Consider the following 19262-nt stretch of genomic DNA (forward strand, 5'->3'; position numbering starts at 1 on the left):
TAGTGTCCGACAAGACTGTTCGCACCCCTATCGTTGCCCCGAAAAATCAGGGCAACGAGTGTGCGGAAAAGGCTGATCACTCACGCAGCGTCGGCACAACCTCCTCCGCGAGGTACTGCTCGATCCCGCGCCCGGCGCGCTCCGCCTGGATCACGGTGGCGCCGTGCTCCTGGGCCGCAGCCGTCAACACCTTCCGGGATTCGGCTTCGACGCCACCTCCGACCACCAGCAGGCGAACCTGCTCGCGCTCGAGGATCGCGAGCGCCTCCTCGTCGGTGGTCGACCCGAGGACGCGATATCCGAGCCCGCCCACATAGCCGAGTGCGGCATCGACAACTTCGCGCCCGCGCCCGACGGCCAGCAGATCAACTGAGTACATGTGCTTCCACCCTTCGTGTTTCATACCGTGACGTTTTCCGGCTCGTCATCGAGCACGCGCTGTTCCAGCTTGGCCTCCTTCGGCAGTGCGAAGAATCCGAGACACACCACCAGGAGCATCCCGGCGCCGTAGAACAGCGTGTACCGGAACGTCTCAGCGAAGTTCACCGCGTTGGCCTCGGTGCCTGCCTCGGCGAGTACTCGCGAAACCACCGAGTCGCCAACAGGATTCGACTGACAACTAGCGGGTGTCACGGCCGGATCATCCTGCGCCGACCGATCGCGCACGCATGCCGCGAACCCGGCCACGATCTGATCCTGGACCTGTACCGGCATTCCCTCGAGCGCCAGCTCCGCCCGGATCTGGGGCGTCACGGCGGCCACCCCGATATCTGAATCCCGGTCCAGCGCGGTGAAGAACAGCACGCCGACCAACGCGACGCCCAGCGCGGTTCCCAACTGCTGCCCCGTGTTCAGCAGCCCGGAGGCCGACCCCGCCTCCCGCAGCGGCACCTGCCCGAGCAGCAGGTCCAGCGTCGGCGCCACCACCATCCCGAACCCCGCGCCGGTGATCACCAACGGCAACGCCATCTGCCATGAAGTGAACTCGCTCCCGTACCGCACCCCCATCGCTCCGTAGAGCGCGAACCCCGTCGCATTCACCAGCGCCCCGACCATCAACACCCGGCGCCCGTATCTAGCGGCCAGCACCCCGACCGAAAGCCCTGCTCCCACACCGGCGCCCACCGCGAACAGCGCCGAGGTGAGCCCGGCCCGCAACGGCGACCACCCGAGTCCGCCCTGCATGAACAACGTCCATACCAGGAAGAACCCACCCATGGCGATCCAGAAGAGCAACCAGGTCCCCAGCCCGATCGCGAACGGCCGCGACCGGAACAGTCCGAGGTCGACCAGCGGCGAACGTCCGGTCCGCGCAAGGCCGCGCTCGTAGAACAGGAACCAGGCGAACACCGCGAGAGCCATCCCCATCATCACGAAAGTCCATGCGGGCCAGTCGAGTCGACGTCCCTCGGTCAACGGGTAGACCAGCAGCAGTACGGCCGAAACCGCCAGCGCCATCCCGACCGGGTCCAGCCGGGGCGGCCTGGCCGACTTCGAATCGCTCATCACGAACCACGCCGCGATGAACCCCGCGATGCCGACCGGAATGTTCACCAAGAAGATCGGCCGCCACGCCAACCCGAACAGGTCGGCCTGCACCAGCACGCCGCCGAGTGCGAGGCCGACCGCTGAGGCCGAGCCGCCGACACCGCTGTAGACGGCAATCGCTTTGGCTCGCTCCTCTTTCGGGAATGTCGTCTGAATGATGGCCAGGATCTGGGGCACCATCAGCGCTCCCATCGCACCCTGCGCGAAGCGGGAGCCGATGAGCACGGTGGGATCGGTGGCCAGTCCGCACGCCGCCGAGGCGATCGTGAAACCGGCCATGCCGGTGAGGAATACGCGTTTGCGACCGTAGATGTCGCCGAGCCGGCCGCCGGTGATCAGCACCGCGGCGAAGGCGAGAACGTAAGCCGCGATGATCCATTCGAGCTGGGAGTACTCGGCGTGCAGGTCGTTCCGAATGCTCGGCACGGCCACATTGACGATGGTCACGTCGAGTAGATCCATGAAGCCGGCGGCCAGCACCACCGCGAACGCGATCCAGCGCCGTGGATCCGGGGCGGGGGGAGTGGGGGAGGTAGTCACGAGAGTCTCTCTTCGAGTAGGGGACCTCTCAAACTATGCACCTCGAGTGATTATCAATCAATAGGGCAATCATGAATGGTGCGTTAATCGGCGTATCGTAGGGGTGTGACCGACCCGACGCAGCTGTCGACCCACGCCGGATTCCTCCTCGGCCAACTGGGCTTCCATACCGCCTATCGCTTCAGTGATCTGCTGGCGCCGCTGGGCATCAAGCCCCGCCACTTCGGCATGCTGAAACTCCTGAGCGCCCACGACGGCCGCACGCAGCAGGAGCTCGGCGAGGCGCTGGAGATCCACCGCAATGTCATGGTCGGCCTGGTGGACGACCTGGAGAAACGCAACCTCGTGGAGCGTCGCCGCCACCCCAGTGACCGGCGCGCGCACGCCCTGCATCTCCTGCCCGCCGCTCACGCTCTGCTGGCCGAAGCCGAGCGGCGAGTGGCCGAGCTGGACGCCGAACTCCTGTCGCCCCTGTCTCCCGAGGACCGCGCGCTCTTCCTCGACCTCCTGCGCCGAACCGCCGAGGGCAACGGCCTTCGCCCCGGCATCCATCCCGGCCTCACCCGATAGCCCGGCGATGGTCTCCGGACCGTCACGATCGCGCATCGAGGGCTGCAGTTGAGCGCACTCGTGGCAAGAATGGCTCCGGGGCCGGGAAATTTTTTCGGGTGGCGGGAATGAATCGCCGCAGCTACTGGTTGTGCTGATCAACAACATGAGCGGACCTGACTCAACTTCGGGTTGACTCACGGTGGATCTCGAAGGCAGGATTGAGCCCACTGCGCTCAGCGTTGCAATAACCGAACGTCAAACAGGAGGAAACCACTATGGCTCGTGCGGTCGGAATCGACCTCGGGACCACGAACTCCGTCGTCGCCGTGCTCGAAGGCGGCGAGCCGGTCGTCGTCGCGAACTCGGAAGGCTCGCGCACCACCCCCTCGATCGTCGCCTTCGCGAAGAACGGCGAGGTTCTCGTCGGTCAGCCCGCGAAGAACCAGGCGGTCACCAACGTCGACCGCACCATCCGCTCGGTCAAGCGCCACATCGGCACCGACTGGAACGTCGAGATCGACGACAAGAAGTACACGCCGCAGGAGATCTCCGCGCGCACGCTGATGAAGCTGAAGCGCGACGCCGAGGCCTACCTGGGCGAGGAGATCACCGACGCCGTGATCACCGTCCCGGCCTACTTCGAAGACGCCCAGCGTCAGGCCACCAAGGAAGCCGGCCAGATCGCCGGCCTCAACGTGCTGCGCATCGTCAACGAGCCCACCGCGGCCGCGCTGGCGTACGGCCTGGACAAGGGCGACAAAGAGCAGACCATCCTGGTCTTCGACCTCGGTGGCGGCACCTTCGACGTCTCGCTGCTGGAAATCGGCGAGGGCGTCGTCGAGGTCCGCGCGACCTCCGGTGACAACCACCTCGGTGGCGACGACTGGGACGAGCGCGTCGTGTCCTGGCTGGTCGACAAGTTCAAGGCGTCCTCGGGCATCGACCTGACCAAGGACAAGATGGCCATGCAGCGTCTGCGTGAGGCTGCAGAGAAGGCCAAGATCGAACTGTCCTCGGGCCAGTCCACCTCGATCAACCTGCCCTACATCACCGTCGACGCGGACAAGAACCCGCTGTTCCTCGACGAGCAGCTCACCCGCTCGGAGTTCCAGAAGATCACCTCTGATCTGCTGGATCGCACCCGCGCGCCGTTCCAGTCCGTGATCAAGGACTCGGGCCTGAACGTGGCCGACATCGACCACGTCGTGCTCGTCGGTGGCTCCACCCGTATGCCCGCCGTGTCCGACCTGGTCAAGGAACTGACCGGCGGCCGTGAGCCCAACAAGGGCGTGAACCCGGACGAGGTCGTCGCCGTCGGCGCCGCACTGCAGGCCGGCGTGCTCAAGGGCGAGGTCAAGGACGTCCTGCTGCTCGATGTCACCCCGCTGTCGCTGGGCATCGAGACCAAGGGTGGCGTGATGACCAAGCTCATCGAGCGCAACACCACCATCCCCACCAAGCGCTCGGAAACCTTCACCACCGCTGACGACAACCAGCCTTCGGTGCAGATCCAGGTGTTCCAGGGTGAGCGCGAGATCGCCTCGCACAACAAGCTGCTGGGCTCCTTCGAGCTCACCGGCCTGCCCCCGGCCCCGCGCGGCGTGCCGCAGATCGAGGTCACCTTCGACATCGACGCCAACGGCATCGTGCACGTCACCGCGAAGGACAAGGGCACCGGCAAGGAAAACAAGATCAAGATCCAGGACGGCTCCGGTCTGTCCAAGGAAGAGATCGACCGCATGGTCGCCGACGCCGAGGCGCACGCCGCCGACGACAAGGCGCGCCGTGAAGAGGCCGAGACCCGCAACCAGGCCGAGTCGCTGGTGCACCAGACCGAGAAGTTCATCAACGAGCAGAAGCTGAGCGAGGGTGGCGCACAGGTCTCCGCCGATCAGCTGGCGAAGGTGGAGACCGCGGTCGCCGAGGCCAAGCAGGCACTCGAGGGCACCGATATCTCCGCGGTGAAGTCGGCCGTGGAGAAGCTGGCCACCGAGTCGCAGGCCCTCGGCCAGGCGATCTACGAGGCCAGCGCCGCCGCCGACGCGCAGTCCGGCAACGGTGCGGGCCCGAGCCAGGCCGATGACGATCAGGTCGTCGACGCGGAGGTCGTGGACGAGCCGGTCGACACGGACAAGAAGTGACCGAGGCGAACTCCTCGGAGCAGGAGTTGGTCGACGACATCCTGGAAGACACCACGGACGAGAACGCGGAGGCCGCCACGGCGGACTCCGCCCTCGACGCCGACGTTGTCGAGCCGGAGAACGACGAGCTGGCCGAGCGCACCGCCGACCTGCAGCGGTTGACCGCGGAATACGCGAACTACCGCCGCCGGGTCGAGCGCGACCGTCAGGCCAACATCGACGCCGCCAAGGCGTCGGTGGTCACCGAATTGCTCGCGGTGCTGGACGATCTGGATCGGGCGAGGGCGCACGGCGACCTCGATTCCGGCCCGCTGAAGTCCGTCGCCGACAAGCTCGAGACCGCGCTCACCAAACAGGGTCTCGTCGAATTCGGTGCCACCGGTGACCCGTTCGACCCCACGCTGCACGAGGCAGTGCAGCACGAGGGTTCGGGCGCCGACCCGGTGATCGGCATCGTCATGCGCAAGGGCTATCGGTTCGGCGACCGGGTGCTTCGGCACGCGCTGGTCGGGGTAACCGATGCCGAGGCCGCGGGGGCATCGGATCCGGATGCCGGCGACAGTCAATAAGAACGCGAAAGGAGGAGATGCCCGGTGAGCCAACGGGAGTGGATCGAAAAGGACTTCTACAAGGAGCTGGGTGTCTCCTCCGGCGCCTCGCAGGACGAGATCAAGAAGGCCTACCGCAAGCTCGCCCGCGACCTGCACCCGGATTCCAACCCGGGTGACACCAAGGCCGAGGAGCGGTTCAAGACCGTGAGCGAAGCCAATGCGGTGCTGTCGGATCCTGCCAAGCGCAAGGAGTACGACGAGACGCGTCGCATGTTCGCGGGCGGCGGCGGTGGCGGACGAGCCTACGGCGGCGGCGGGTTCAGTCCCGGTGCCGGCGGCGGCTTCTCGCAGGACTTCAACATCGGCGACATCTTCGGTCAGGCCGGTGGTACCGGCGCCGCGGGCGACGGCGGGCTCGGCGATCTGCTGGGCGGGCTGTTCAACCGTGGCGGCGGCGGTGGCCGGGCGGCGGCTCGTCCGCGCCGCGGCTCCGATGTGGAGACCGAGACGACGCTGGGGTTCCGTGAGGCAGCCCAGGGCGTCACCGTTCCGCTGCGGATGACGAGTCCCTCGCCGTGCACCACCTGTCACGGCAGCGGCGCCAAGCCGGGCACCAGCCCGCGCGTGTGCCCGCACTGCAACGGTGCGGGCGTGGTCAGCCGCAATCAGGGCGCGTTCGGTTTCAGCGAGCCCTGCGACGACTGCCGCGGCACCGGGTCGATCATCGACGACCCGTGCACCGACTGCTCGGGCACCGGTATCCAGAACCGCACCCGCACCATCACCGTCCGGATTCCTCCGGGCGTCAGTGACGGTCAGAAGATCCGGCTGGCCGGTCAGGGTGAGGCGGGTCTGCGCGGTGCGCCTTCGGGTGATCTGTATGTCACCGTGCACGTCAGCCAGGACAAGGTCTTCGGCCGCCAGGGCGACGACCTCACCCTGGTGCTCCCGGTGAGCTACAGCGAATTGGTACTGGGGACAACAGTTTCCGTACCGACGCTCGACGGCCGGGTCGGCGTGAAGGTGCCCCCGGGCACCGCCGACGGGCGTATCCTGCGAGTTCGTGGTCGTGGCGTGCCCAAGCGCGGTGCGGCGGGCGGCGCCGGTGACCTGCTGGTCACGGTGAAGGTCGCGGTACCGCAATCGCTCGACTCCGACGCCACCGATGCGCTCAAGCGCTACCAGGAGGCGGAGAAGGCCAGTGGCTTCGAACCGCGTGCGGGATGGGCGGGTGCTTGACGATGTCCGATGATCCGAAGTCCGTTTCGGGTGCCGCCGCGCGTGCCGAGTTCTTCATGATCTCGGTGGCGGCTCAACTGGCGGGGATGCACGCGCAGACGTTGCGTACCTACGACCGGCTGGGTTTGGTCACCCCGCAACGGACCTCGGGTGGCGGACGCCGTTATTCGGCCCGCGATGTCGAGGTGCTGCGCGAGGTGCAGCGCCTGTCGCAGGACGAGGGCGTCAATCTCGCCGGCATCAAGCGCATCATCGAGCTCACCAATCAGGTGGAGGCGTTGCAGCAGCGCGTCGAGGAGATGAGCGCGGAGATGGAGCGGTTGCGGGCGGGCTACCGGCCCGATCTGTCGCCGCCCGCACGCAGTACCGCGCTCGTGGTGTGGCAGCCACGGCATCGGCGCTGAGTCGTCTTCGATTCGACGAGCCTCCGGTTCGCCCATCCGCTGTGGCGGGTGCGAGCCGGGGGCTCGTTCGTCTCCGGTCAACCCCCGGCGACCGGCTGGTGACTCTCCAGCAACTCACTTATTCGTGATCTTGCTGATCGAAAGTGGCGTCTCGGCGCGCTGAGGTGGGGATTTGTCACCGTGGACGTCCAAAAGTTTGCTGTCCGGATGCTGAATTCGGATCAATGGGAAGGCAATTCGCTGCCCTCGACCAGCCACTCCGGTGCGCCGACCCCGCGTGTCATGGCTCGGCGCGTCGGATTGCCACCTGCGGTCGACGTTGCGGAAGGGTCGCTCTACCAGGGCCATTGGTCACCAATTGCCTGATATGCCTGGCGGTTTCGAGAATCGTGAGCGGCTGTTCACCCTCAATTAACGGGCTTCAGGTATGTTTTCATGAGAAACTACTGGGAACCGCCTGGTATTTCGCGAATTACATGCGTGATGTTTAAGAGTACGATTCCTAAGCTGGCAAACCTCGCCTAGACTTCTCGCATCGGCTGCTGACGAGTGTCCTCCCAGCCCGTCACTCGCCGGCGCGGCTAGCGTTCGATGGCGAAACGAGGTTGTGACACATATGGATTCGCGGACTGTCGCTTTGATCCGTACTACGTTCAAGGCGGTTGCTGCGGAAGAAGGTGGACCCGAGAAGCTGTCGAGGTCGTTCTACTCGATCCTCTTCACGGACTACCCCGGTGTCCGCGACTACTTCCCGGCTGCCATGGATTCCCAGCGCGACCGACTCGTCACGGCGATCTCCTACGCCCTCGACCGGCTCGAAGAGCCCGACAAGCTGCTGCCGTTCCTGGCCCAGCTCGGGCGTGACCATCGCAAATACGGCGTGCAACCGGCGCACTATGTGGCCGTGGCCAACTCGCTGAAATCCGCCATGCGGTTGTTCGCCGGTGCGGAGATGTGGACCGACGAGGTCGCCAGCGCGTGGGACGAAGGTCTGGCCACCATCAGCGGCGCGATGATCAGCGCCGCCGACAAGGAGACCACACCGGCTACCTGGACGGGCACCGTCGTCGAACATCGCGAGGTGCTGCGCAATCTCTCGATCGTCCGGGTCCAGCTCGACGTGCCGATGCAGTACGCCGCCGGTCAGTACCTCAGCGTGCAGATCCCCTCGCGGCCGCGGATGTGGCGCTATCTCTCGCCCGCGAACCCGGCCAATCCCAACGGCGAGATCGAGTTCCACGTGCGCGGCGTGCTCGGCGGCTGGGTCAGCCCCGCCATGGTCGCGCACACCGCCGTCGGTGATCAGTGGGCGCTGGGCTCACCCCTCGGCGGCCTCGGCGTGCCGCGCAACACCAAACGCAAGATGCTGATGGTCGGCTGCGGCACCGGCATCGCCCCCCTGCGCGCGCAGATCATGGCGATGGCCCAGCGCCGGGTCAACCCGAAGGTCCACCTGTTCGTCGGCGGCCACCACCCCTGCGATCTCTACGACCTCCAGGTCCTGAGCCAGCTCGCCATCGCCAACAAATGGCTCACCGTCACCCCCGTCACCGAGAGTGACGAAAACCCCTGGTGGTACTACGACTCCGGCGAACCCCAGCCGGATCTACCCGGCCTGGAACCCCGCATGACCGGCCAAATCGGCAAGGTCGTCGCCAGCTACGGCCCCTGGGCAGACCGCGATGTCCAAATCGTCGGCTCGCCCTCGATGGTCCAGACCACCAAGTTCCGCCTCATGGCGGCAGGCACCCAAGCCCAATCGATCCGCCACGACCCCTTGTTCTGACCGCGGGCCGGCCGCGAAACCGGCCCGTGGTTCTCAGGCGCCTTCGGAGATGATGTTGGCCGGGGGAGTTCCCGTTTCGACCAGACGGTCGACGGTGGTGCGGACCATCGCGGGTGAACCGCAGACCAGTACCTGGTGTTTGGTGAAGGGGCCGTGCGCGGCGGCGACGTCGGCGAGGGTGCCGTGCAGCATTTCTTCGGGGCTGAAGCCCACGTCGGAGCGGGTCTGCTCGTGCCATTCATCGCGCACCGCAGGGTCATCCGGACTCTCGACAACCGGAATGACGGAAAGCCACGGCAATTCGCCCGACAGCAGGAACAGCATGTCGTTGGCGTAGAGGTCGCGGGGCGAGCGGCCACCGAAGAACAGATAGGTGCGCGGCGGAGTGTCGCGACGGGCCAGGTCCAGGATCTGGGCGCGCATCGGCGCCAGCCCGGTACCGCCGGCGATCATCACCACCTCGACCGCATCGGGATCGATCGCGAAAACCCCATGGGGCGCGTTGATTCGCCACTGGTCACCGGGTTTGGTGTCGGTGACGATGGAACTCGAACACCACCCACCGGGCACCGTCCGCACATGGAACTCGAGCTTGCCGTCCAGCGAGGGCGGCAGCGCGGGGGAGAACCGCCGCCGCACGCCCGGATGCTGCGGCACCTCGACCTCCACCGAACCCCCAGCCTCGAACGGCACGAAATCGCCGATCAGCCGGATCACGGCGAGGTCGTGGCGCAAGCGGTGGTGACCGACGACGGTCGCCGTCCAGGCGGGGTCGGGAAAAGCGTTGCTCATCAGCCTCTTTCGCGATGTCGCGGGCGGGTTCAGACGGGGTCGGCGGCGATGATCTCACTCGACGTACCGGCCCGCTGGAGCGCGTAACGGGTGTTGGCGATCATCGACGGCGATCCCGCGATCTGGATCTGACGGTCCGACCACGCGCCGAAGCTGGTCACCACCGCTCCTAGATTACCGACCAGGCGGCGCGGCATGCCCATCGGCGTCTCACCCGAATCCTGGGGATACCACCAGGGATTGGTGTGTTCCTCGCAGACCGGCACCACGGTCAACCACGGGTTGGACTGCGAGAGCTGCCACATGTTGTCCACGTCGTAGAGGTCGCCGGGATAGCGTCCGCCGATGAAGAAGTGCACGCGCGGATTGATCCCCCGCTGACTCATCTCGATCAGCTGCGCCCGCAACGGCGCGATGCCCGTGCCGGAGCCGATCATCAGCACGTCGCGGCCCGACTCCCGGTCCACGTGCAACCCACCGAGCGGCCCGGCGATCTTCCACCGGTCCCCGACCTTGGTGTCGTTGACGATCGCCGGACTCACCCAGCCGCCACTGATCCGCCGCACATGGAATTCGATCTCGCCATACGGGTTCGCGGGGATGGCGGGGGAGAAATAGCGCCACATATTCGGCCGCTGCGGCACCGCGACCGGCACATACTGTCCGGCCTTGAACGGTATGGGCCCGTCGGCCTGTAACCGCACGATCGCCAGATCGTCGAGCACCCGCCGATGACCCACCACGGTCGCGTCCCAGTACGGCTGCGAGGTGTCCTCGTTGGCGCCGATCGCCATCGACGCCGAGATCAGCAGCGTGATGTCACGCCAGCCCTCATCGAGTTCTCCGGTCCAGCGATTGCCGTGGAAGGTGCGCAACGCCGCGAGCAGCGCGCGTCCGGCCATGTCGTAGTGGTCGGCCTCGACCCCGTACTTGCGATGGTCGCGGGCAAGTTGCTCGAGGAAGCGCTGGGCGCGTTCGAAGTCCTCGAGATGGTCGAGGACGAACTGCACCGCCGTCGTGATCCGCTTGGCCTGCATGTCCATGGCAGGCGGAAAAAGCTCACGCAACCTCGGGTCCTGTGCGAACAGGTGACCGTAGAAAGCGCTGATCAGCCGCTCGGACCCACCGGGTGTCTCCGACACCCCGCGGAAATCGGCGCGGACCAGCGCAAGCGAACGCGCATCCACGTCGTCAAGCTCCATTTCTCTGCAATTGCCGCAATGTGGCTCACCCGTCGGTGCCACCCTCCCCAGTATCCCCCGAAACCGTCGTCTCGGTGCAGGGATGCTCGTCACGCATCGTGATGCGCAGCCGCGAAGCGATCCGCAGCCGCGCATAGTCGCAACGAATGCGCAGGTACGCCTGTTCCCAGCCGCACGGATCGTAAACCCCCCGGCGCCGATCGGCACGCTCTCCCCATCATCGATACGTGTCGGTGATCTCGGGTGGGCTACCAGCCGCGTTCGAAGATGCCGGCTTCGTCTTCCTCGTCGTGGGGTTCGGGCTGCGGAAGCTCGATCGCGACGGCATCGTCGGCGATGAACGCCATTGTCGATTCCACCCGGGGATCGGCCGCGAGTTCGCGCATCGCGGCGGTGACTCGGGGTTGCATCTCCAGTACCGCCAGCCGATACGCCGCGAGGATCTTCTCGCCGTGCGGGCCGCTCACCGCGACTACCTGGCTTTCGGCATCGACCTCGACGGTCACCCCGTCGACCGTGCCGATGCCACGGATCTTCTCCAGCGCATGCTGGGCCCGTTGGACTTTGAGGCCCAGCTCGTCGTATCGACTCGCCATCTCAGCCGCCGGAGGTCGCGGTGAATACCAGGATCGGTTTCTCGGTGTGCAGGTATCCGGTCGCGGTGCCGTTCCATTCGGCGGAGCCGCCGAGCGCGGTGTCGAATTCGGGACCGGTGACGTACGAGCCCGCGGGCACCTCGGTGCGCAACACGTCCGGCAGGGCCGGTGGCTGTGCCTGCGCGACGAGGCCGGTGCGCAGGGCGGCGGCGGTGTCGGGTTCGAGTTCGACGACCGCCTCGACCCAGTAGGTGGTCAGGCCGGGCGCGCCACTCGCGTTGTTGCGGCCCAGCCAGAACACCTCGACCGGCTTGCCGATGATCGGGAAGTATTTCTGCATCGGCTCCGGGTCGCGGCGCAGTTCGTTGGACACGCTGCTGGTCCTTTCCTGCGAATTCGAGTCGGAAGGTGCGGTGGAACAGCCGAACACGGCCAGCGTGACGAGCGGAATCGCCACGATCGAGGCGACGCGCTGCGGGGTTCTCACTTCGGGCGACCCTCTCCGGTGCTGCGATCGTTGTCGGGCATGCGGCCGCTGTCGCCGTCGTTGCGGCCGTCGGAGCGGTCCTCGCGACCCGGGTTGCGGTCGGGGCTCGACGTTTCAGCCGTGACGCCGCTCGACGGTGGCTGCCCGAGTTCCCAGGACACCGTCCGGGTGACGCTGCCGTGCGATTCGAACGGTTTGGCCCAGCCTATCTCGGCGAAGCGACCGTTGTCCGAATCCGGTGCGCCGGTGGCGATATCGCTCTTGTCCTTGTCGAAATTGTAGTAGTCCGCCGCTTCCACGGTGACGTCCATGACCACCCGGTTACCTTCGACGCGGGCATTGGCGTGGCTCCATTGCTGGTAATCGCCGATCGTCTTCTGCCAATTCTCGGTACTCGTGCTGCCGGTTGTCGGATCACCGGTGATTTTGAAGTTCTTGTTGCCCGTTCTCGCGAAATAGTCCGCGGCGGCGGCCATGTTGGCGACCTCGGTATCGACGGAGCCACGAACCGTGGGATCTTCCTTGTAGGCCTCGTCGTAGTCGAAGGCGATCTTCTTGCCGTTGTTGTCCCAGTAGTGCCGGTACAACGCGGTGGCATCGTCCAATTCGGACTTGATGTACTCGCCGCCGAGCAGCTTGGCCTGCCACTTCTGCTTGTTGAGCCAGTCCTGGAAGTTGGAGTCCTTCGAATTGTAGATGAAGGTGTCGTCGTGCTCGAGTGTCGGCGCCTTCGGGTCGCCGATCCGGTATCGGCCGTCCGGGGTGGTGGTCAGCGAGGGCAGATCCGGTATCGACACGGTGGGTTTGTCTTTGAGCTGCTGCAGCGCGTCGACGCCGAGTTTGATCGCGGTGGCGGCATGCTGCTCGACGTCGCTGAAGTCTTTGAGCAATCCCGTCAGCCGGCCCTGGAAAAAGGCCGCCTGACCATTCAGTTTGGCCTGCATGATGAAGGTCATCATCGTGCTTTCGGTCGCCGGATACTTCGGCGGCGTGACGGTGCCGTCGTCGGCGACCTTCATGCCTGCCGCTGGCGCGGCATTGTCGACGATGTCGAGTACCGACGTGCGCGTCCCGTCCAGCCGGGTCCCGAAGGTCTTGTAGTACTCCGCGACGGAGGTGACCACTTCGTCGATTCGGGTGCCGATCAATTTCTGCGAGACCGAACCGGCCGACGCCGCCGCGCTCGCGACGCCCTTCCATCCGGTCACGGTCTTGTCGACGGCGGAGGCCATGTTGCCGACCTGTTTGGTGAATTCGCCGGTGCCCGTGGTGAGGGCCGTGCTGAAGGTCACCATGGTCGAGGGCTGGCAGCCTCGCACATGACTGATCGTTGCCACGGTCGACTCACGCCAACTTTCGGGATTGTTCCCCGAAGGCCTGGTCGACTTCTTCGTATGTCTTCGCGCCGGAACCGGCTACGCGGGCCATCTGCCCGATGCGCTCGCCCATCGCGTGGAACGCGGCCTCCGCGTTCTCATCGATCGCTGTGGTGACGCTGTGGACGGGCGAGCCGGGCATGGTGACGGTGACATTTACTGTGATGCCGGTGAGGAGATCGGCCTGCCCCGTCAATGTCTTGCCCAGTTCCCGCAGCGCGTCCGCGTCCACCTGCAGAATGTCAACCATGGGTTCCCCCGTCATAGCTGTCCGAACTCACACTGTGCGCGACGCTACCCGATCGAGATGCCTTGCGCAGCAATAGCTTCCGTCGGCAGATCCGAGCGCGCATACCGTAGTATCTCTTATCGAACGGGGGTGCGTGAGAATCGACCGATGGCGAGCGACAATCTCATGTTGATTCACGATCCCGAACTCCTGGCCCAGGGTGAACGGGTGCTCGGTGCCGAGTTCACGGCGATGCACGAGCGGGTGCTGAAGGTCAGCGCGTTGACGTCCCGGCTGAACTCGCTGCCCTTCGACGACGAGTCGGGGAAGGCGGCGCTGCTCGAAGGGATCCTCGGCCGTCCGCTGCCGGCGGGTCTCACGATCTACCCGCCGTTCTATACCGATCACGGCCTGAACCTGGACCTGGCCGAGCGCGTGTTCATCAACCAGGGCTGCACGTTCCTCGACTACGCGGGAATCCGGTTGGGTCGGGGCGTGATGGTCGGTCCGAAGGCCACCTTCATCACCATGGGCCATCCCGTCGACCCGGAGGAACGACGCCGTTTCCTCACCGGCGCGCCGATCGACGTCGCGGACAACGTGTGGATCGGCGCGGGCGCGATGATTCTGCCCGGCGTGAGCATCGGTCGCGACGCGGTGATCGCCGCGGGTGCGGTCGTCGCTGATGATGTCCCGGCGAGCAGCTTGGTAGCCGGCTCGAAGGCGACGGTGCAGCGAAGCTGGTAGCGCGTTGCCCACGGCCGGTTCATGCGTAAGGGTCGGTGATTTCACGGAGCAGGGCCTTGGCCGGGGTGAGTTCGGCGTGACCGCCCGCGGTGAGCGCGGCGAATACCCGGCGCTCCATCTCCCGGTACGGGACGAACAGGAACCTGGCCGGCGAGATCCGCGTACACGCGGCCTCGCGCCGCCTGCCTGCCGTGACCAGCTACCGCAACATCTTCTTCGACGTGATCGTCCACGCCCAGGACATCGAATGGTCAACGGGCGCAGGCACTCCGGTACACGGCCCCATCCTCGGCCTCCTGCTGCTGATGACCGGCAGATCGGTCGCCGTGACGAACCTGCGCGGCCCCGGCCTGGCAGCGCTGCCGCACCGCCTGCGCTGAGACCGCGTCAGTCGGCGACCTTCCGCAGCGCCGCCTGCCGTGCCCCCTCGTCGACCTCCCCGACCTCGAACCCCTTGCCGACGATGTGCTGGACCAGCGCGGCCTCCGGCGGCAGCCCGTACTTGCGCAGGTAGTAGGGAACCGCGCCCGGCCAGACGAACGCGCCGTCGGTATGGAAGTTCAACGGCACGTCGCGCCGGGTGGGGTCGAACTCGTCGGCGTCGTGGCCGCGGGCGCTCAGAATCACCGGCGCGTGCTCGAGGTAGGACAGCACCCGATCCTGGATATCGGAGTCCACCGCCGACCGGTTCACCACCGGTTTGCCCTCGGGATTGCGCCCGTCGAACGGCGCCGAAAGTCGAAGTTCGCTCATGATCGGACAACTTACGCGGCCCCGGCTCTGGTCGTTTGACCGTGCTAATGTGCCTGGTCAAGGCAGTACTCGGCCGGAAGGGGTGGGGATGAAACGCGCAGGTACGGCGATGGTGGTTGCCGGTTTGGCGGTTGTCGGGCTGGTCGGGTGCGACTCGGGGGAGTCGACGTCGAAGGGGGCGACGACCACGGCCGAGCCGGTGTTGTGGAATCCGTGCACGGAGATATCCGATGCTGCGTTGAGTGAGGCTGGGGTGGATCCGGCTACGGAGGAGAAGGGTCTCGGCGGGCATCCGATGTCGGGGTGGGAGATCTGCGCATGGGATTCGCCCGACTTTGCGCTGACCGTGTACACCACGAACAAGACTGTGGATGAGTTCGAGCAGAAGCCTGGGAACGTCGACTTCCAAGACGTGACCATCGCGGGTCGTGCAGGGCGCGAGTTCAAGGTCACGGGTGCATCGAAGGATCTCGGTTGTGACGTGGTCTTTCCTGCCGAGCAGGGCATCGTCCAACTGCAGATCCTCAATTCGCCCTTGAAGACCGGTCTGAACGATCCCTGCGATTATCTGCAGCAGGTCGGTGAAGTGCTCGTTCCGATTTTTCCGAACTGAGCCGGGGAGGGTTCGTGAGTGAAAACACCGCCTACAGTGCATTGCTCGCCCAAGCGAAGGCGGGCGAGGTCTATCTGAACGACGAAGCTGCGGCATTCCATATGTTCAAGGCGTGCGATGATCGCCTGGCCGATCTCCGAGAGATTTTCGGCATCACCCGGCGAGTGCAGAACGTCAGCGGCTTCGGTGACTTCCAGATCGGCAAGGACCTCGAGAAGAAGTTCCTCCTTCAGGCGACCGGCGACCAGAACTCGGTCGACGCCGTGGTGAAGAAGGACATCGAAGCTGTGGAGCAACTACGCGAAGTTTTCGCGATCTCCTTCAAACGCATCGCAGGCAAAGACATCGAAAACGCCAATGCCCTCGACTACGTCACCGGGCAGGTGAGCTGACATGACCGGCATGCAGAGCATCGGCGGCATCGATCTATTCGGCGGCCTCCGCAACTTCGTCATGTCTCCGTTTTCCGGCGACGACGGCGAGCTCGATAGCTCCGACATCGCAGACATCCAGAACAAGTACAACACTCAGCGGGACAGCAACCGAAAGAAGGCGGGCGACCTCGGCTTCGACGGCGAGTACCGCCCCGTCACCGTGGCGAAGAACGATGGTTTCCCGGGAACTGTCGCGGAACTGCGTACCAAGGTCGACAAGATCGATCTCGACGCAGTCAACAGTCTGATCACCGCGTGGAACGAAATCTCCACCCGCAACAGCACTTCCCTGGACGAATTCCGCAAGCAGATAGCGCGCGGCATGTCGCCCGATGTCTGGGCGGGTTCCGCAGCGAACGCGGCCGCGCAAACCGTTGCGGCTTACGACGCCACGGGCAAGAAGGTCACGACCGCCTCCGCGCTCACGGCCACCAAACTGGACGAACTCCGCACCGGCCTCGAACCGACAAAACGCCTCGTCCCCCACGAGCCTGAGCACCGCAGCGGTCTCGACAATGTCGGCGCTCTACTCACCGGCCGTGGGTGGCGCAATGATGATGTCGCGCAAGAGAACGCGCGAGTCGAAGCCGTTCGTATCCTCCAAACCGTCTACGCCCCCGTTATTTACGAGTCCGACAACAAAGTCCCGGTGATCCCCATCCCGAAGACCGTCGAAGACGGCGGCGAACCCGAAACGAAGCGCAGCACAACACAATCCACGACTCAGGGTTCGACAACGCAGTCCACCACCCAGTCCACGACGACGCAGCCCACCACCCCGGCGTCGACCACTCCCACCACCGACCCGGACGACACCGACGATTCGACCGACGATTCGACCACCCCCGAATCGACTACTCCCCAGTCGACGGAGCCGGCCTCGACGACCCCCGCCTCGACCACCCCGAGCTCCACCGTCCCCGGTTCGGGCTCGCCGTCCGGATCACCGAGTGGCGCAGGCTCGCCCGGCGGTGGTTCGCCGGGTGCGGGCACACCGGGCGCGGGAACGCCGGGTGGTGCGGTTGCCGGAAGCCCGACGTCTACCGGCGCCGCCGGGGGCCGTGGAACCGGCGCGGGCACAGCGGGCCGTTCCGGTATGCCCGGCATGATGAGCCCCGGTGCGGGTAAGGGCGGCGGCAAGGACGACGAATCGACCAAGGGGATCCCCGACTACCTCATCACTCAGGAGAACGGTGACGAACTCACCGGTCTGGACACCCTGCCCAAGATGGTCCCGCCCGTCATCGGCGCCGACTAGTCGCCAATCCTGATGGAACAGAGTAGATCTCCCGTGCGTACCTGGCATCTCTCCGCGTTGGATTTCCGCACCCTGTGGGAAGCCGCGGGCCGCGACGTCCTTCCGTACCCCCTGCATCACCGCCATACCGACGTCGAAACCCACGCCGAGGTCCTGCGTCTGCGCAGCAAGGCCGCGGAGAACCTGATGGCCGAGTTCGACAGCGATCTCGACCGCGCCATGGCCGCCCTGCTCGCCCCTCACGCCCGCGTCGAAGTGGCGGGCGCGGCCAAGGGCGTGAAAACGATCCGCGCCCACGGCGGCACCCGAGACACCTACGCCTCGCTCGCGGTCCAGGCCCCCGGCGACGAGACCAACCCCGGCGACATCACCCTGCACCTCTTCGACCCCGAAGCCCTGGCCGGCGCAGTCCTGTCCACGCTCCCCAAGGTCGCCCCCGGCAAGGGCCGCGAAATCCGCGTCACCGCAGCAGAACTCGCGGCTCCCCGCCCGCACGTCCGCGACCGCTGGAACCCCACCCCCCGGGAACAACTCGAATCCTTCCTGGCCAAACCCACCACCACCCTCACCCACATCGGCGTCTACGCTCACGCCAGCGTCGACAACCGCCACACCGAAGGCCGCGACGACTTCCAACTCCACGACATCCCCGGCGACGGCCGCTACGTCTTCTACGGCGAAACCACCTTCATCGCCAAACCCACCACCCCCACCAGAATCCAATCCACCCTCGCCACCATCCTCACCACCACAGCCACCAAAGCCCGCACCGGCACCTACCTCCCCCGCTGATCGAGCACTCCTCGTCGCGGCGTGCGTCCGCTACGACGACCTCGGGGATTATCGGCGCCGCAGTGCTTCCCGCAGCCGCGCCGCAGCTGATGAACTCTCCGACCTCGGACAGGAACTAGGGATGACGACCCTATCGGGCGTGGATCAGATGGCGAGGACGGTTTTTCCGCGGGCGCTGCCCTGGCCGAGGACGGCGGGAGCGGCCTCCAGCGGGACCGTCATCTGCACCGGGACGACCACATCACCTGCGGAGACCCGGGACAGCAGGCGGCTCAATTCCGGTGAGCGGCCTTTGGATTCGAAGTTTCCGCCGGTGATGTCGCGGTCGCGCAGCACGGCTTCGTCGGCTGCCCAGGTTGTCGAGTAGGCGTGGCCGCCGCGACGGACGAGCGTGGCGTGCGAGGCGAAATCGCCTGCGGAGCTGACCAGGTCGAACAGGACGTCGATGCCGTCGGGGTGGGTGAAGCGGACGGCGTCGGTGATGCTCGAGTCCTTGCGGGTGGCCGGGTCCGGATCGTCGAAATTCGGGTCGGCGGGGCGGATCTGGGTGTAGTCGACAGTCTCGGCGGCGCCGAGGCGCGCGACCTGGTCGGTGGCGTCGCCGCGGGCGGTCGCGATCACATGGGCGCCGGCGATATTGGCCAGCTGGACGAGGAAGGAACCCACACCGCCGGTCGCGCCGACGATCAGCACCGTCTGGCCGGGCTGGATGTGCGCGGCGTCCACCAGATCCTGGGCCGTCACGCCGGCGACCGGCAGCGCCGCCGCGGCCACGGTGGTGACGCCGTCGGGGATGGGGACGAGGGTCGCGTCCTCGGGGACCGTGGCGTACTGCGCCCAACTGCCGTGGCCCGCGGGCGCGGTCAGGAATTTGCCGACCACCTTGTCGCCGACCTTGAACTTGGTGACGCCCGTGCCGATCGCCGAGACGGTGCCCGCGCCGTCGACGCCGAGGATCATCGGGAAGTCGGTGGGCATCTTGCCCTCCAGGATGCCATCGGCCATTTTCAGGTCGAACGGGTTGACCCCGGCCGCGTCGAGCGCCACTTGAACCTCACCGGGACCCGCGTCGGGTACCGGCACATCGGCGAGCTCGGGTGTGGCGCCGAACTTCTGAACCACGATCGCGCGCATAGGGGGTGAACTCCTCGCATCTTCGGGTGGAGCCGGGCACCGCAATCCTAGGCGGATAGCCGTTCGACATGCAGTGATTGATCGTCTT

Annotated in this window: 22 protein-coding genes; 12 read left to right on the forward strand and 10 right to left on the reverse strand. The window is 66.0% G+C overall.

The window, feature by feature from the left end:
* Positions 1–76: 76 nt before the first annotated feature.
* Together ACFVJ5_RS22265 and ACFVJ5_RS22270 are read right to left on the reverse strand one after the other, a co-directional pair.
* Positions 77–379, reverse strand: a complete 303-nt coding sequence (locus ACFVJ5_RS22265; RefSeq protein ID WP_379222727.1) for a hypothetical protein — start codon at positions 377–379, stop codon at positions 77–79.
* A gap of 20 nt (positions 380–399) precedes the next feature.
* Entirely contained in the window at positions 400–2088 is a 1689-nt protein-coding gene (locus tag ACFVJ5_RS22270; protein ID WP_379222729.1) for an MFS transporter, read from the reverse strand.
* 105 nt (positions 2089–2193) lie between these two features.
* On the opposite strand from ACFVJ5_RS22270, the gene ACFVJ5_RS22275 reads away from it, so the two are divergent.
* The 6 genes from ACFVJ5_RS22275 to ACFVJ5_RS22300 all read left to right on the forward strand — a co-directional run bounded on the left by ACFVJ5_RS22275 (position 2194) and on the right by ACFVJ5_RS22300 (position 8761).
* Entirely contained in the window at positions 2194–2658 is a 465-nt protein-coding gene (locus ACFVJ5_RS22275; protein ID WP_379222731.1) for a MarR family winged helix-turn-helix transcriptional regulator, read from the forward strand.
* 257 nt (positions 2659–2915) lie between these two features.
* Positions 2916–4781, forward strand: coding sequence for a molecular chaperone DnaK (dnaK, locus tag ACFVJ5_RS22280; protein ID WP_379222733.1), 1866 nt, complete (start codon positions 2916–2918; stop codon positions 4779–4781).
* A 41-nt stretch (positions 4782–4822) separates the two neighbouring features.
* The gene (gene grpE, locus ACFVJ5_RS22285) at positions 4823–5350 is read left to right on the forward strand and encodes a nucleotide exchange factor GrpE (RefSeq protein ID WP_379223370.1); all 528 of its coding nucleotides are present in this window, start codon (positions 4823–4825) and stop codon (positions 5348–5350) included.
* A 24-nt stretch (positions 5351–5374) separates the two neighbouring features.
* Positions 5375–6571 carry a molecular chaperone DnaJ gene (gene dnaJ, locus ACFVJ5_RS22290; protein ID WP_379222735.1) on the forward strand — a complete coding sequence of 399 codons (1197 nt, stop codon included), beginning with the start codon at positions 5375–5377 and terminating at the stop codon, positions 6569–6571.
* A gap of 2 nt (positions 6572–6573) precedes the next feature.
* Positions 6574–6975 carry a heat shock protein transcriptional repressor HspR gene (locus tag ACFVJ5_RS22295; protein ID WP_056823480.1) on the forward strand — a complete coding sequence of 134 codons (402 nt, stop codon included), beginning with the start codon at positions 6574–6576 and terminating at the stop codon, positions 6973–6975.
* Positions 6976–7591: 616 nt separating this feature from the next.
* Entirely contained in the window at positions 7592–8761 is a 1170-nt protein-coding gene (locus ACFVJ5_RS22300) for an FAD-binding oxidoreductase (protein WP_378633533.1), read from the forward strand.
* A 33-nt stretch (positions 8762–8794) separates the two neighbouring features.
* On the opposite strand, the gene ACFVJ5_RS22305 is transcribed toward ACFVJ5_RS22300, so the two are convergent.
* The 6 genes from ACFVJ5_RS22305 to ACFVJ5_RS22330 form a co-directional block, all read right to left on the reverse strand.
* The gene (locus ACFVJ5_RS22305) at positions 8795–9553 is read right to left on the reverse strand and encodes an FAD-binding oxidoreductase (protein WP_379222737.1); all 759 of its coding nucleotides are present in this window, start codon (positions 9551–9553) and stop codon (positions 8795–8797) included.
* A 29-nt stretch (positions 9554–9582) separates the two neighbouring features.
* Complete coding sequence (locus tag ACFVJ5_RS22310) at positions 9583–10740, reverse strand: FAD-binding oxidoreductase (RefSeq protein ID WP_379222739.1); 1158 nt, start codon at positions 10738–10740, stop codon at positions 9583–9585.
* 263 nt (positions 10741–11003) lie between these two features.
* The gene (locus tag ACFVJ5_RS22315) at positions 11004–11351 is read right to left on the reverse strand and encodes a hypothetical protein (protein WP_379222741.1); all 348 of its coding nucleotides are present in this window, start codon (positions 11349–11351) and stop codon (positions 11004–11006) included.
* 1 nt (position 11352) lies between these two features.
* Positions 11353–11838 carry a hypothetical protein gene (locus ACFVJ5_RS22320; RefSeq protein WP_379222743.1) on the reverse strand — a complete coding sequence of 162 codons (486 nt, stop codon included), beginning with the start codon at positions 11836–11838 and terminating at the stop codon, positions 11353–11355.
* A complete protein-coding gene (locus tag ACFVJ5_RS22325) occupies positions 11835–13175 on the reverse strand; it encodes a hypothetical protein (RefSeq protein ID WP_379222745.1) in 1341 nt (446 codons plus the stop codon). Before ACFVJ5_RS22325 ends, ACFVJ5_RS22320 begins: the two co-directional genes overlap by 4 nt.
* Positions 13176–13182: 7 nt before the next feature.
* Complete coding sequence (locus ACFVJ5_RS22330) at positions 13183–13464, reverse strand: hypothetical protein (RefSeq protein ID WP_379222746.1); 282 nt, start codon at positions 13462–13464, stop codon at positions 13183–13185.
* 147 nt (positions 13465–13611) lie between these two features.
* On the opposite strand from ACFVJ5_RS22330, the gene ACFVJ5_RS22335 reads away from it, so the two are divergent.
* Together ACFVJ5_RS22335 and ACFVJ5_RS22340 are read left to right on the forward strand one after the other, a co-directional pair.
* On the forward strand, positions 13612–14190 hold the full coding sequence (locus ACFVJ5_RS22335) for a DapH/DapD/GlmU-related protein (RefSeq protein WP_379222748.1): 579 nt from the start codon (positions 13612–13614) through the stop codon (positions 14188–14190).
* 191 nt (positions 14191–14381) lie between these two features.
* Positions 14382–14570 (forward strand): hypothetical protein, encoded by a 189-nt coding sequence (locus ACFVJ5_RS22340; RefSeq protein WP_379222750.1) that lies wholly within the window; start codon positions 14382–14384, stop codon positions 14568–14570.
* A 7-nt stretch (positions 14571–14577) separates the two neighbouring features.
* Here ACFVJ5_RS22340 and ACFVJ5_RS22345 read toward each other — a convergent pair whose 3' ends face one another.
* Positions 14578–14943 carry a hypothetical protein gene (locus ACFVJ5_RS22345; RefSeq protein WP_379222751.1) on the reverse strand — a complete coding sequence of 122 codons (366 nt, stop codon included), beginning with the start codon at positions 14941–14943 and terminating at the stop codon, positions 14578–14580.
* Between the two features lie 88 nt (positions 14944–15031).
* Between ACFVJ5_RS22345 and ACFVJ5_RS22350 the strand changes: the two genes are divergently transcribed.
* The 4 genes from ACFVJ5_RS22350 to ACFVJ5_RS22365 are packed head-to-tail and all read left to right on the forward strand — an operon-like array spanning position 15032 to position 18040.
* On the forward strand, positions 15032–15556 hold the full coding sequence (locus ACFVJ5_RS22350) for a DUF3558 domain-containing protein (RefSeq protein WP_379222753.1): 525 nt from the start codon (positions 15032–15034) through the stop codon (positions 15554–15556).
* A gap of 14 nt (positions 15557–15570) precedes the next feature.
* The gene (locus ACFVJ5_RS22355) at positions 15571–15948 is read left to right on the forward strand and encodes a hypothetical protein (RefSeq protein ID WP_379222755.1); all 378 of its coding nucleotides are present in this window, start codon (positions 15571–15573) and stop codon (positions 15946–15948) included.
* A gap of 1 nt (position 15949) precedes the next feature.
* Entirely contained in the window at positions 15950–17248 is a 1299-nt protein-coding gene (locus tag ACFVJ5_RS22360; protein ID WP_379222756.1) for a hypothetical protein, read from the forward strand.
* A 33-nt stretch (positions 17249–17281) separates the two neighbouring features.
* Positions 17282–18040: an ESX secretion-associated protein EspG gene (locus ACFVJ5_RS22365; RefSeq protein ID WP_379222758.1), complete on the forward strand. Its 759-nt coding sequence runs from the start codon at positions 17282–17284 to the stop codon at positions 18038–18040.
* Between the two features lie 144 nt (positions 18041–18184).
* Here the strand turns inward: ACFVJ5_RS22365 and ACFVJ5_RS22370 are convergent, their stop codons facing one another.
* Positions 18185–19174: an NADP-dependent oxidoreductase gene (locus ACFVJ5_RS22370; RefSeq protein ID WP_379222760.1), complete on the reverse strand. Its 990-nt coding sequence runs from the start codon at positions 19172–19174 to the stop codon at positions 18185–18187.
* Positions 19175–19262 lie beyond the last annotated feature (88 nt).

Source organism: Nocardia sp. NPDC127606, assembly GCF_042671725.1.
Taxonomy (GTDB): Bacteria; Actinomycetota; Actinomycetes; order Mycobacteriales; family Mycobacteriaceae; genus Nocardia.

What these genes read in the sequence shown, in the direction of transcription:
- ACFVJ5_RS22265 (WP_379222727.1), bottom strand. Translation starts at nt 379, where the DNA reads ATGTACTCAGTTGATCTGCTGGCCGTCGGGCGCGGGCGCGAAGTTGTC.
- dnaK (WP_379222733.1), top strand. Translation starts at nt 2,916, where the DNA reads ATGGCTCGTGCGGTCGGAATCGACCTCGGGACCACGAACTCCGTCGTC.
- ACFVJ5_RS22295 (WP_056823480.1), top strand. Translation starts at nt 6,574, where the DNA reads ATGTCCGATGATCCGAAGTCCGTTTCGGGTGCCGCCGCGCGTGCCGAG.
- ACFVJ5_RS22300 (WP_378633533.1), top strand. Translation starts at nt 7,592, where the DNA reads ATGGATTCGCGGACTGTCGCTTTGATCCGTACTACGTTCAAGGCGGTT.
- ACFVJ5_RS22305 (WP_379222737.1), bottom strand. Translation starts at nt 9,553, where the DNA reads ATGAGCAACGCTTTTCCCGACCCCGCCTGGACGGCGACCGTCGTCGGT.
- ACFVJ5_RS22315 (WP_379222741.1), bottom strand. Translation starts at nt 11,351, where the DNA reads ATGGCGAGTCGATACGACGAGCTGGGCCTCAAAGTCCAACGGGCCCAG.
- ACFVJ5_RS22330 (WP_379222746.1), bottom strand. Translation starts at nt 13,464, where the DNA reads ATGGTTGACATTCTGCAGGTGGACGCGGACGCGCTGCGGGAACTGGGC.
- ACFVJ5_RS22335 (WP_379222748.1), top strand. Translation starts at nt 13,612, where the DNA reads ATGGCGAGCGACAATCTCATGTTGATTCACGATCCCGAACTCCTGGCC.
- ACFVJ5_RS22345 (WP_379222751.1), bottom strand. Translation starts at nt 14,943, where the DNA reads ATGAGCGAACTTCGACTTTCGGCGCCGTTCGACGGGCGCAATCCCGAG.
- ACFVJ5_RS22350 (WP_379222753.1), top strand. Translation starts at nt 15,032, where the DNA reads ATGAAACGCGCAGGTACGGCGATGGTGGTTGCCGGTTTGGCGGTTGTC.
- ACFVJ5_RS22360 (WP_379222756.1), top strand. Translation starts at nt 15,950, where the DNA reads ATGACCGGCATGCAGAGCATCGGCGGCATCGATCTATTCGGCGGCCTC.
- ACFVJ5_RS22370 (WP_379222760.1), bottom strand. Translation starts at nt 19,174, where the DNA reads ATGCGCGCGATCGTGGTTCAGAAGTTCGGCGCCACACCCGAGCTCGCC.